The sequence below is a fragment of the Streptomyces sp. NPDC097619 genome, from assembly GCF_040302735.1.
Taxonomy (GTDB): Bacteria; Actinomycetota; Actinomycetes; order Streptomycetales; family Streptomycetaceae; genus Streptomyces.
The window spans coordinates 1-11,341 of sequence record NZ_JBEOSD010000210.1 but is presented as its reverse complement, the minus strand read 5'-3'; the positions used below and the strand labels follow the sequence as shown (position 1 = coordinate 11,341).

The 11,341-nt window shown below is 74.2% G+C and carries 9 protein-coding genes and 3 pseudogenes; 5 read left to right on the top strand and 7 right to left on the bottom strand.

The features are described 5' to 3' along the window. The first annotated feature begins 254 nt into the window (after positions 1-254). Positions 255-1,385: a YihY/virulence factor BrkB family protein gene (locus tag ABTZ17_RS33800; RefSeq protein ID WP_352199627.1), complete on the top strand. Its 1,131-nt coding sequence runs from the start codon at positions 255-257 to the stop codon at positions 1,383-1,385. Positions 1,386-1,391: 6 nt separating this feature from the next. On the opposite strand, the gene ABTZ17_RS33795 is transcribed toward ABTZ17_RS33800, so the two are convergent. Further along, on the bottom strand, positions 1,392-3,230 hold the full coding sequence (locus ABTZ17_RS33795) for an NlpC/P60 family protein (protein ID WP_352199626.1): 1,839 nt from the start codon (positions 3,228-3,230) through the stop codon (positions 1,392-1,394). A gap of 128 nt (positions 3,231-3,358) precedes the next feature. Then, entirely contained in the window at positions 3,359-3,952 is a 594-nt protein-coding gene (locus ABTZ17_RS33790) for a hypothetical protein (RefSeq protein WP_502994956.1), read from the bottom strand. Between the two features lie 637 nt (positions 3,953-4,589). Between ABTZ17_RS33790 and ABTZ17_RS33785 the strand changes: the two genes are divergently transcribed. Together ABTZ17_RS33785 and ABTZ17_RS33780 are read left to right on the top strand one after the other, a co-directional pair. Further along, on the top strand, positions 4,590-5,834 hold the full coding sequence (locus ABTZ17_RS33785; RefSeq protein ID WP_352199625.1) for a PP2C family protein-serine/threonine phosphatase: 1,245 nt from the start codon (positions 4,590-4,592) through the stop codon (positions 5,832-5,834). Between the two features lie 152 nt (positions 5,835-5,986). Further along, positions 5,987-6,936, top strand: a pseudogene (locus ABTZ17_RS33780) (cobalamin B12-binding domain-containing protein). 41 nt (positions 6,937-6,977) lie between these two features. Here ABTZ17_RS33780 and ABTZ17_RS33775 read toward each other — a convergent pair. After that, positions 6,978-7,517, bottom strand: coding sequence for a DUF5709 domain-containing protein (locus ABTZ17_RS33775; RefSeq protein WP_352199624.1), 540 nt, complete (start codon positions 7,515-7,517; stop codon positions 6,978-6,980). Positions 7,518-7,830: 313 nt separating this feature from the next. Here ABTZ17_RS33775 and ABTZ17_RS33770 point away from each other — a divergent pair, with 313 nt between their 5' ends. Both ABTZ17_RS33770 and ABTZ17_RS33765 read left to right on the top strand, forming a co-directional pair. Then, on the top strand, positions 7,831-9,477 hold the full coding sequence (locus ABTZ17_RS33770) for a PP2C family protein-serine/threonine phosphatase (RefSeq protein WP_352199623.1): 1,647 nt from the start codon (positions 7,831-7,833) through the stop codon (positions 9,475-9,477). 85 nt (positions 9,478-9,562) lie between these two features. Next, positions 9,563-10,039, top strand: a complete 477-nt coding sequence (locus tag ABTZ17_RS33765) for a hypothetical protein (protein ID WP_352199622.1) — start codon at positions 9,563-9,565, stop codon at positions 10,037-10,039. A 28-nt stretch (positions 10,040-10,067) separates the two neighbouring features. Here the strand turns inward: ABTZ17_RS33765 and ABTZ17_RS33760 are convergent, their stop codons facing one another. The 4 genes and pseudogenes from ABTZ17_RS33760 to ABTZ17_RS33745 form a co-directional block, all read right to left on the bottom strand. Continuing rightward, positions 10,068-10,571: a hypothetical protein gene (locus ABTZ17_RS33760; RefSeq protein WP_352199621.1), complete on the bottom strand. Its 504-nt coding sequence runs from the start codon at positions 10,569-10,571 to the stop codon at positions 10,068-10,070. Positions 10,572-10,604: 33 nt separating this feature from the next. Next, a pseudogene (locus ABTZ17_RS33755) lies at positions 10,605-10,682 on the bottom strand (DUF3618 domain-containing protein); the annotation flags it as partial. Between the two features lie 12 nt (positions 10,683-10,694). Continuing rightward, a complete protein-coding gene (locus ABTZ17_RS33750) occupies positions 10,695-11,087 on the bottom strand; it encodes a phage holin family protein (protein ID WP_352199620.1) in 393 nt (130 codons plus the stop codon). Between the two features lies 1 nt (position 11,088). Continuing rightward, a pseudogene (locus tag ABTZ17_RS33745) lies at positions 11,089-11,341 on the bottom strand (hypothetical protein); the annotation flags it as partial.

Here is an 11,341-nt window from a genome sequence, read left to right as displayed (position 1 = left end):
GGCACGAACAGTGCCGGGGCGCGCCCGTTTCTCACCGGGACGGTGCGTCCTGCCGCGGGTGCGGGCGGGTGCGAGCCCCCCGGCGCGTGCGTGCCCCGGTCCCCCGGGTGGCCCCCTGTGCGTGTGTGCCGGTGGCGTTCGCGGGTAAGCGCGTCGAAAACCGCACGTCCGAGGAAACGAACACCGGGGTATGACCAGACACCGCAGCTTTGCCCGAGCCGTAGCGCACCGGCCGCCCGTCCGCCGGAACCGGCATGTCCGCTGACGCCGGGCAGCCGCTGCCCGCCCTCCTCAGTCGCGCGGCCGGCCTCGTCGACGCCGCGGACACGGCCGCCGGGACCCGCTCCTGGTGGCCGGCGCTGCGCCGGACCCCGAAGACCCTGTGGGACGACGACATCAGCGACCACGCCGCCGCCCTCACCTACTACGCGATCCTGGCGATCCTCCCCTCCCTGCTCGTCACCGTCCTGGCCTTCGGCATGATCAGTCCCGGCACGGCCGAGCAGTTCATCGCCCACGTCACCCACTACGCCCCCGGCCAGTCCGGAACCCAGCTCAACGACCTCCTCGCCGGCGCGCTCCAGCCGCACTCCACGGCCTGGACGCTGCTGGCGACGGGCACCGTCAGCGCCGTGTGGTCCTCGTGCAGCTACCTGGCGGTCTTCCGGCGGGCCCTCCACCACATGCACCGCGTCCCCGACCAGCGCTCACCGTGGCGCACCGCGCACCGCATCGTCGGCACGGCCCTGGGCCTGCTCGCCCTGCTGGCCGCCAGCGCCCTGGTCCTCATCGTCAGCGGCCCCGTCGCCCGCAGCGTCGGCGCCCTGCTCCACCTCGACGAGGGCGTCCAGCTCTTCTGGAGCATCGCGCGGTGGCCGCTGCTGCTCTTCCTCGTCGGGGTGCTGGTCGTGGTCCTGTTCCACACCGGCCCGCCGTCCGCGTACCGGCGACGCCACAGCCTGCCCGGCGGGGCCCTCGCGGCCGCCCTGTGGCTGACCGTCTCCGCCGGGTTCGCGGTGTACACCGCGGTCCTGGGCACCTACAGCCGGCTGTACGGCTCGTTGGCGGGGATCGTCGTCTTCCTGATCTGGCTCTGGCTCTCGAACCTCGCCCTGCTGGCCGGCGCCCAGTTCACGGCCGAACTCCACAAGGCAGCGGAGGCCGCCGAGGCGGTGGAAGCGCACGCAACTGACGAGTTCGACGGGACCGACGGGACCGACAAGGCAAAGGGGCCGCACGGGGACGAGGACGAGGACACACGGGCGACGGCCACCGCGCCCCCGGCCCCGCCCCGCGCCCGAGCCGCCCGGCGGATCGCGACGGCTCTGAAGGGCCGAGGGGACGGCCGTCGCGGCCGTCCCCTCGCTCCCCCTCCGGGTGGGTAGGTCCGGTCAGAGGCGACGGACCGCGCGGAGGCTGACGGCGTACGTGCCGGTGCCGTCGAGGACCGAGGCGCCCGACAGGTCCGCCATCGTGGGGCCGTCGCAGCTCTTGCGGCTGGACACGAAACGGCGGCGGCCGTCGGCGTCCGGGCCCAGGTAGATGCCGACGTGGTCCACGGAGTACGCCTCGTCCGGGTCGCCGGGCTCGTTGGCGTCGAAGAGGACCAGGTCACCCGGCTGGAGGGCGGTGCCGGCCTGGAGGGCCTTGCCGTCGTCCGTCTTCGTCGCGACCAGCACGCCGGGCGCGTGCTCGACCATGGCGCCCGACTTGCGGGGCAGCGCCCGCTTGTTCGGGTCCACGTCGTCGAAGAGCGGCAGGCCCATGTGGTGGCCGTAGACCATCCGCACGTAGCCGGAGCAGTCGAGGTTGCCCGCCTGCCCCTCCTCCGGCGCCTTCGGCTGCGTCCGGTCGGGGAAGGACCAGGGCCGGTCCATGTAGTCGTGGAAGTCCGCGCCGACGGGGCGCAGTCCCTGCGCGTCCGTCTTGCCGTAGCCGGCCTCGCCGAGCACGCGGGCGCCGACGGGTGCGCGGCGCCCGCTGGTCGCGCCGGGCGCTCCCGGCAGGAACGCGGCGGCGTAGGCGAGGGCGTCGGGGGCGAGGGAGCCGGTCCAGGCGCGGATCACGTCCTCGACGGCGGGGGTCCAGGTGCCGTCGTAGGGGGCGTCGAGGAGGCGGACCCAGTGGGGGTGGGTGACGGCCGGGGGGTTCGCCCAGGTCGCCTCGGTGATCGCGAAGCGGCTCACGGTCAGGTTGACGGTGCTCGTGCAGCCGTCGGAGGCCATGCCGCGCACGCCGACCGAGCCCTGGGCGTACCGGGCGTCGGTCTCCGTGAACTCCATCCGCCAGGTCGTCGGCTCGGTGGTGCCGGTGCGCCACGCCTTGATCTGGACGCGGGTGCCCTCCTTGCGGACGCGGACGGTCCAGTCCGCGCCGGCGGGTACGCCGGTGGCGAGGGAGACCGCGGTGAGGCCCGCCGGGGTGGTGGCGGTCGCGCCGACGAGCTTCTCGGCGCGGAGCTGGACCTCGCCCTGGGTGGTGAAGGAGAGGCGGGCGCGGAGGTGGGTGCTGCTCTCGGCGCCGTTGCTGCGGTAGGCGAAGACGAGCGCGAAGGAGACGGCGTTGCCCGTGGGGATCCGGTCGAAGCGGGCGGTGCACCGGACGTCGACGTCGGTGACCTCCTCGTCGCGCAGGAGGGCGTACCGGCCGGTGCTGGTGTCGCTGATCTCGGCGCGGGCGGCGCCGCGCTGGGTCAGCGTGAACTGCGGGTAGACGGGGTCGGAGCCGGTGCCGGCGACCTCGGTGCCGCCGAACACGGACCAGCGCCCGCCGGCCGGGGAGTTCCCCCAGCTGCCCGGGGTGGCGAGCGTCCGGTCGAAGGCGTCCTCGAAGACCCGCTTGTTCTCGGTGAAGGTGCGCTCGGGTCCGGTCATGAGCACCGTGCGGGAGCCGGTGGTGAGCACGGCGAGGGGCCGGCCCTCGCTGCGGACCTCGGTGCGCGCGGGGCTGCCGGGCAGGACGCTCGTGGTCAGGGCGGCCACGGAGGCCCGGGTGAGGGCGGCCATGTCCTGTGCGGGACCGGTGAGGGTGACCGAGGAACGGGGTCCGGTCAGGCCGGCGGACATCTGGGCGACGGACGCCGGGACGCCGGCCTCGGAGGCCGCCGGAGCGGCGGGCGCGGCGGACGCCGCGGAGGCGGGAGCGGCGGCGAGCCCGGTGAGGGGAGCGGCGGCCGTGGCCGTGAGGGCCGCGAGCAGGGTGCGGCGGGAAGTGTCGATCACAGGCGGCATTATCACCGAGGGCACCGACACCCCGACGAGCACCCCTGACCTGCGACGACAGCGGAGGACTGCGGGCGAAGAGGGAGAGGGCGCTCCGGAGCGGCGGGTGGCGCGGCCCCCGACCGCGACCGGGGGGGTCAATGCCCGTGCAGGCCCCATTCGTCGAGGCCGCCGTAGACCTGGGCCCGCAGGCAGCGGGGGGCGTCGAAGCCGATGGCCTCGCCCCGGTAGACGGCGATGAGCGAGTCCTCGCCGCGCCACCAGATGTCGGCGAGGCCCTGGACCTCGGGTACGGGCTCGAACCCGGAGAGGTCCAGTTCGTCGACGGCCGCGCCCTTGAGCGTGGTGACGGTCCGGGCCCAGTGGTTCGCGTGGGCGGCCAGGGCCAGTGCCTCCACCCACCCTTCCGGGCCGGCGTGCAGGGGCGTCCAATGGTGGGCGTCGATCCCGAACTCGCCCTCCGGACCGATCATGAATCCGTGGGCCATCAAGACCCGGCAGCCACCGGCCGGGAAGCGCCATCCGTCCGGGGCCCGGCCCCGGGGCGTTCCGGCCGCCAGGATGCGCGGCCCGCCCTCGTAGGCGGGGGCAGGGGGCAGCGCCAGGCCGCCCCACCGCTCCTGGTAGGCCAAGGCCCGGTCGATCTCGGCGGCGGGCACTCCGTGCCCGAGCCAGTCCTCCCGATAGGTGGCGAGGTCGCGGCGCGGGAGCCGTAGGCCGTGCGCCTCCACGAAGTACCGGGCCCGTCGGCTCAGGCCGTCAGGCGCCCGGGGATCGCCGATTCCGGGGCCACCGGCGGACGGTCCGGCCCGGGACGGTCCACCCGCGGGCGGTCCGCCGTCACTGCCGCCGCCCGGGTGGCGTGAGGGAACAGGGCGTCGGCGTCGGACGCGGCGTCCGGAGCGGTGCATCGGCCATGGGCCGGAGCCTACCGGCCGGCCCGGGCGCACCGCCGCAGGAGGGGGTGCGGGGAGGCCGGCGCCCGAAACTGCCTTCGTCGAGGGCGAGTTGCCTCGCCCCGCGTGCCGTCTGGCGCCCCCTCTGTCAGAGCTTCGACGTCTTCGCCGTCGGAACCGACAGGAACCTCGACCACCCCTGACGGGCACCGGCGTCTGTCGTTGCGACCGGGCACGGGTGTGCCGGGTCGAATTCCGTGCGTTCCGTTTCGACGCATGTCGGAATTCCGGATAGAAGCGGTCAAATACGCATCCAGGTTGCGAAGCGCGCGAACGATGCAACATGGTTTGCCACAGGCAAGTGCTTCCCTTCGTTTTCAAGGAGGTGAGGGGTGCGCACTGCGTCCCTCGCACGCGCGGTCAACTGCCTGGGAGCACACCTTCCCCCCGTCTTGAGGGGGAACGGCCGGGCATGCTGAATCTCGAACGTTGCATGGCCTCCACGGCCCAAAGGGCCGCCGACTACTACGCCGACGCCGCTCTGGTGATCTTCCCGGACCGGACCCCCCACGAGACCCCCGTCGTGGCCTGCGTGCGCGGCGGGATACCCGCCGCCTCGCAGGTGTCGGCCGCCGATGCCGGGACCGTCATGGGCCTGAGCGAGGCGCTCCAGGGGTATCCGCCCGTCCCGTCCGCCTGGATCGATCCCTCGGCGGCACCGGACTGGCTGGTGCCGCCGGGGTTCGGTCCCGTCGGATCCGTGGCGATCGCCTCGCTCCCCGGGCAGGGCCTGCCGTCCGGAGCGCTGGTGCTGTTGCGGCGGCCGCAGAGCGCCGCGTTCACGACCATGGACGAGGCCCTGGCGCAGGAGTTCGCGGCCCGGGCCGGAGCCGAGATGTCGGCGGCACGGCTGTACACGGAGCAGGCTTCGGTCGCGTCGGCGCTCTTACAGGAGCTGCGGCCGCCGACGCTGAAACGGATCGCCGGGGTGGAGTACGCGGGCGGCTACCTGCCCTCCTCGCACCACGACAGCGTGGGCGGGGACTTCTACGACGTCCACCCCGCCGCCGGCGACGGGGACTCCTGCCTGGTGGTGCTCGGCGACGTGTGCGGCAAGGGGCTGGAGGCCGCCGTGCTGGCCGGCAGGATCCGCACCGCCGTGCACGCCCTCCTGCCCCTGGCGGACGACCACCTGCGCGTGCTCAGACTGCTGAACACCGCCGTACTGGACCGGGAACGCTCCCGGTTCGCGACCCTGGTCATGGCCTCCGTCCGGCGCGAGGCCGACGGCGTCCGGCTGCGGCTGACGGGCGCCGGGCACCCTCCTCCGCTGATCCTGCGCGCCGGCGGCGGGATCGAGGAGGCCCCGGTCCACGGCACGCTCGTCGGGGCGATCCCCGAAGTGACCGCGGAGACGGTCACGGTGACGCTCGCCCCCGGCGAGTCCTGCTTCCTGTACACCGACGGCGTCACGGAGGCCCGCGGCGGCCCTCCGGGCGATGCCGAGTTCGGGGACTCCCGCCTGCACGAAGTCCTCGCCGGGTGTGCGGGGATGCCCGCCGAGGCCGTCGTGGAACGCGTCCAGATGCTCGCCTCCCAATGGGTCGGGGACGGCCGCCACGACGACATGGCCGTCGTGGTCGTCTCCGCCCCCGCCGACCGCTCCCTCCCGTACACCGCCGACCACGGCCAGGCCCCGGACAGGTCCCCCGCATGAACATCGACGCCGACCCGCACCACCACCCCTCCCACGGGCACCCGTACGGCCCCTCCGGCTCCCACGCCGACCCCGCCCCTGCCCCCCGCTCGGGCCCCCGCGTCCTTCCCCACACCGACGCCTCCCGACCGACCGATCCGCAGGTCGCGGCCCTGGGCGAGGTCGTGTGGGAAGCGACCCTCCGCTGCGACGAGCGGACCGCCTGCGGGGCGCTGCTGAAGGCCCTGGACGACGGGCTGGACCCGGAGCGTGTCCTGCTGGACGTCATCGCCCCCGTACAACGGCGGATGGGCGGAGAGTGGGTCGCGAACCGGGTGTCCGTGGCCCAGGAGCACGCCACGACGGCCATCAACGAGCGCGTCGTCACCGCCGTCGCCCAGCACGCGGCCTCCCGCGTCCGCCCCACCCTCGGCCGGGTGACCGTGGCCTGCATGGAAGGCGAATGGCACGCCATGCCGGCACGGCTCCTCGCAGAAACGCTCAAGCTGCGCGGCTGGCGGGTCGACTACCTCGGGGCCCAGCTCCCGACCCCGCACCTGATCCGGTACCTCCACGACACCGGTCCCGACGCGGTGGCCCTGTCCGCCTCCCTCGCCACGCGACTGCCCGTCGCGCACACGGCCGTCGCCGCCTGCCACTCCATCGGCGTCCCCGTGCTCGTCGGCGGCGCGGCCTTCGGCGCCGACGGCCGGTACGCGCGCGCGACGGGGGCCGACGCCTGGGCCTCCGACGCCCGCGACGCGGCGCGGCTCCTCGCCGGGCAACCGCTGCCGTCGCCGCGCCGCGAGCACCAGCCCATCGAGGACTTGCCCCACCTGGCGGACCAGGAGTACACCTACCTACGTGGTCCGCGGCCGGACCCGGATCGCCGCCTCGGTGACGGCCGCGCTGGAGGACGCGTACCCGGCGACGCGTTCCTACGACGACCGGCAGCGCGCCCGGACCGCCGAGGACCTCCTGCACATCGTCGACTTCCTCCCTGCCGCCCGCCCTGGACCTCCTCGCCCGCGAACTCAACGAGTTCCCGCGCGCCGCCGGCGTCCTGCGCACCGCCTCCCGCGGTCTGTCAGGTCTCCGGCCCGGAGACTCCGGACCCATATGAAGGGAGGCCGTCTCCGGTGAGTCCTGCGAGCGGGGCTCGCCTCAGGCGTCCCGCCCGGGCTCGTCCGATGGTTCCTCCACGACGTGCACGGCGGCCTCCTCCGCGGAGGCGGCCCCGCCGTCGATCCCCGCGTCCCGGGCCAGTACGGCGATGTGGCGCCCCGTAGGCTCCCCCTCCGCGGGAGCCAGGCGACCGGCCCGCTCGCGGCCCGCCGTCGACGCGTCGCCCTCCGGGGTGGCGGTGGTGTCCCGGTCGTCGTACGCGTCGCCCTCGGGCAGGTCCGCGCCCGGCACGTGCTCCGAACCCGTGGGCCCCTCCCCGCCGGACGGTTCCGGCTCTTCCTGTGCGAGGCGTTGGTCGAGCGTCTCGCCGGCACGCTGCTCCGCGGCGGTCGTGCCGTGGCGGGCGACCGCCACGGGCCGCTCGGGTGGGGAGTAGCCGGTGTCCAGCGTCCGGTCCAGGTCCGGTTCACCGAGCGCGTTCTCCATGTCCGGCTGGGCTTCGCCCGGCTCGACCTGCTCGGCCGGCTGGTAGATCTCGTCCCCCCGCGCCTCGTCCCGGGTGCCTTCTTCACTGCTCATGAACGGTGACTTCCTTCCTCGGTGTCCCCGGCGTCGCGGGAGCCTCCCGTGCGCCCGGCGGGACGGGGGGTGCCGAACAGTCCCAGCAGCCGGTCCATGACGTCGTCGAAGTCTTGCCACGGTCCGATCGGTGTTCCGGCGGTCCGGTGGACGACGTGGTCCGGCGGGGTGCGTCCTCTCGTCGGCATGCGGATCTCCTTCCGGCGCGTTCCAGGAGGCCCGCCTTCCCCGGATCGCCGCCCGCATGCTCCGACGCGTGCGCCGCCTGGCCCATGCGCCTCCCGGGACGGATGGGGTGTGGCATCCTCGGTCCATGACGGGGCAGGCCGAGCCGGAAGGCGGGGAGCGCGCGGAGGTCGGCGGTGACTCGCCCTTCTCCTCCCACCGCTATGTGACCAGACGGCCCACGGACCGGGACCAGGGCGGCGACACGGGCCACGGACTGCCCGTGGCGGCGGTACAGGACCTGCTGGACGGACTCCCCGGGTCCGTGATCTTCCTGGTGCCCGAGCGCGACGCGGACGGGCGGGTGACGGACTTCCGGGTCTCCGCCGCGTCCCCCGATGCGGTGGACATCGGGGCTCGGCGCGGCAAGGACCTGGTCGGCCGCCTCGTGCTCGAAACGTACCCGACCGTGGCCGGCTCCCCCTTGTGGGAGGGCTACCTGAGCGCGCTGGAGACCGGGGTCCGCTACGAGGGAGATCCCTTCACGTACGAGGAGGTACTGGCCGGCATCCCCCGGCTCTCCCGGTTCGCGGTCCGCGCGTCCGCCTGCCAGGGCGGCCTGATCGTCTCCTGGGTACGGCTGGACAGCGGCGAACGGGAACAGCGGCGCCTGGCGGTGATGCAGCGCCTGGGCAACATGGGATGGGCGGACTGGGACCTGGTGGCCGACACCATCAGCTGGTCCGACGAGGTCTACACCGTCTTCGGGCGGGACCGCTCGCTGGGGCCGATGACCCTCGAAGAGCTCCCCGGGCACGTCCTCCCCGACGACCTGCCCGCGCTGGGGGAGGTCGTGCCGAAGCTGCTCGGCGAGGGGCGGCCCATCGACCACACCTTCCGCATCACCACTCCCGCGGGGGAACTCCGGCACGTCCGCATCGTGGCCGAGGCCGAGACCGACGTCCGGGGCGACCCGGTGGAGGTCCACGGCTTCTTCCAGGACCTGACCGCCACGAAGGAGGCCGAGGACCGGCTCCTGGAGTCCCAGGAGGCCACGCTCGTCCAGCGCGGGCTGCTGGCCGCCGAACGCGAACTCGCCGCCCGGCTCCAGGACGCCCTGCTCCCCCGGACCCACCAGACCCTCGATCTGGCCGGACTCACCGTGGACGTCGCCTACCAGCCCGTCCAAGAAGGACTCGACGTCGGCGGCGACTGGTACAGCGCCGTCGAACTGCCCGACGGCCGCGCCCTGATCGTGGTCGGGGACGTCGCGGGGCACGGACTCGGCGCCGTGGCCACCATGGCCCAACTCCGCTTCAGTGCCAAGGGCATGGCCATCACCAGCACCTCGCTGCCCGACATCCTCGCCCGGCTCAACACCCTTCTCCTGCACACCGCGGAGCAGAACTACGGCACCGCGAGCATGATCATGGCCACCTACGACCCGACCCGCTCCGAACTCACCTGGGTCCGGGCCGGACACCCCCCGCCCCTCCTGATCCGCGACGGCGAGGCCCGCTACCTCGTCGAGGCCACGGGCGTCCTGCTCGGTGCCACGCACCGGTCGCGCTACGAGTCCGCCACCCTCACGCTCCGCTCCGGCGACCGGCTCCTGATCTACACCGACGGCCTCATCGAGACCCCCCTCGAAGACCTCGACACCAGCTTCGACCGGCTGGCCCGCACCGTCATCGACTGCACGACCGCGGGCACGGGTCTCGACGGCGTCCTCGCCGCCCTGGTGGACCCGCACGCCCGCCGCGACGACGTCTGCGCCCTCTACCTCACCCGGTAGTCGTGCCCTCGGAACCCGGTCCTCCCGGGCGAATTTCCTGGGCCGCGCGGCCCAGCCGGCGGGACGGTCGACCGGGCGGCGGGGCATGCGTGCTGCCATGGGTGACGAGAGCGGATCCATGGACGGGGCCCACCAGCGGCCTGCGGGAGTGACCGGGGCGACCGTGCGGGCCTTGGGCGCGCTCTCCAAGGCACTGGAGACGACCGAGCGGGCCCGGGGGCACCTGTACGGGTTCCACCAGCTGACCGGCACGGCCGACTTCCAGCTCGACGAGGCGGTGCGGCTGCTGCGCGAAGCGGGCCACGCCGAGCACGCGGCGCGGGTGGAGCGGGAGATCGTGGGCCGCAACGTCATCCCGGGGCACTGGACGTTCCAGATCGTGGAGTCCTACGACGCCACCTACTACCGGCCTTTCGCCGCCCTGGAGCGGGAGGTCCTGGACGACCTCGCCGCAGGCCGCGACCACCTGTACGAGGCGGAGCTGAAGGAAGCCCGCCGGACGCGCGGCCACCCCGACCACACCGCCCTCCCGCCTACCCCCACCGAGGAACCCGGCGATTGAACCGGAACCGGCGGGCGAACGGGCGCGATCAGGACGAAGCGGGGCCGGCGGGGGTGTCGCGGACCTCTCCCACCGCGTCGTGAGCGGTGCGCGCCAGGCCTTCGACCGTGTCCCGTCCAGCCCCCCGCGCTTCCTCCTTGGTGGTTTCCGCCGCCTCCTGTGCCGCCGCCTTGATCTCCTCCACGGCCTGCGTGGCGGGTTCCCGCATCTCGTCCCGGACTTCGCGGACCGCTTCGAGGGCGGCCCGCTTGCCCGGTTCGAGCAGTTCGTCGGAGTGTTCGCGGAGCCGACGTCCGGCACGTTCCTCCGCATCTGTGGCGGGGAACAGCGCCGAGGCGAGCATGCCCGCGCCGAACGCGATGAGCCCGGCGGCCAGCGGGCTGCCCCGGGTGCCGCGCTCGACCTGTTCGGGCGCCTGCTGGACGGTGTCACCGACGGTCGCGCCGACCTCCTTGACCGCCTCCGCGACGCCGTCGGCCGCCCGGTGCGTTCCCTCCACCGTCCCGTGCGCGGTGTCCTGTGCCGTACCCATCACGCGCTCCTTGATCCCGCCGGCCCGGTGACGGATCTCCGAGGCCTTGCGCTGTGCGATCTTTCGGGGGGTCATCCGGTCCGCGAGTGCATCGACGTCACGCGCCAGGTGTGCTCGCCGTTGTCAGCCAGCGCGGCCGCTGACGTAGAGGGCGGCGCCGACCGCGGCCCAGAGGGCGGTGACGATCAGCGCGGCCCAGCCGAGCGGGATGACGCTGCCGATGGCGAACGTGACGGTGAGGCTGCCGAACAGCGCCACCATGTGGCCGGCATAGCCGGCCCCGCCGAGCATGCCGGCTGCCTTGCCCGCCTTGGCCGACTCCTCCTTGAGTTCGGCCTTGGCCAGTTCGATCTCCGTGCGGAGCAGCCCGGACACGTCCTGGCCGATCGCCTCCACCAGGTCGCCGATCGAGGGTTCGGCCGCCCCGTCGTGGCCGCTGCCGATCCCCGCCGGCGAGGGGGCGCGGGGGTCCATGCCCTCGCCCGCGGGAATCCGTTCCTCGTGTGCGGTGGTCATGTCACAGCCCTTCGAACGGTCGCGTCGTGCCCGTGGGCAGGGGTGCCGGCTGCGGAGGAGCGGGGACGGGTGCGTGGGCAGCCGCCCCGGCGCCGGCTGCCGGAGGCGTGGGCGGCGTGGGGCGCGAGCCGTCAGGCGTTCCGGTGGAGGAGTCCGCGGCGCCCACCCCCTTGCCGGCGCGGCCGAGGAAGAACCCCGCCACGGCGGCGCCGGCGAGGAAGGTGCCCGGCCGTCGACGCGCGAAGTCCCGCACG

What these genes read in the sequence shown, in the direction of transcription:
- ABTZ17_RS33770 (WP_352199623.1), top strand. Translation starts at nt 7,831, where the DNA reads ATGACGGGGCAGGCCGAGCCGGAAGGCGGGGAGCGCGCGGAGGTCGGC.
- ABTZ17_RS33775 (WP_352199624.1), bottom strand. Translation starts at nt 7,517, where the DNA reads ATGAGCAGTGAAGAAGGCACCCGGGACGAGGCGCGGGGGGACGAGATC.
- ABTZ17_RS33785 (WP_352199625.1), top strand. Translation starts at nt 4,590, where the DNA reads ATGCTGAATCTCGAACGTTGCATGGCCTCCACGGCCCAAAGGGCCGCC.
- ABTZ17_RS33795 (WP_352199626.1), bottom strand. Translation starts at nt 3,230, where the DNA reads ATGCCGCCTGTGATCGACACTTCCCGCCGCACCCTGCTCGCGGCCCTC.
- ABTZ17_RS33750 (WP_352199620.1), bottom strand. Translation starts at nt 11,087, where the DNA reads ATGACCACCGCACACGAGGAACGGATTCCCGCGGGCGAGGGCATGGAC.
- ABTZ17_RS33800 (WP_352199627.1), top strand. Translation starts at nt 255, where the DNA reads ATGTCCGCTGACGCCGGGCAGCCGCTGCCCGCCCTCCTCAGTCGCGCG.
- ABTZ17_RS33765 (WP_352199622.1), top strand. Translation starts at nt 9,563, where the DNA reads ATGCGTGCTGCCATGGGTGACGAGAGCGGATCCATGGACGGGGCCCAC.
- ABTZ17_RS33760 (WP_352199621.1), bottom strand. Translation starts at nt 10,571, where the DNA reads ATGGGTACGGCACAGGACACCGCGCACGGGACGGTGGAGGGAACGCAC.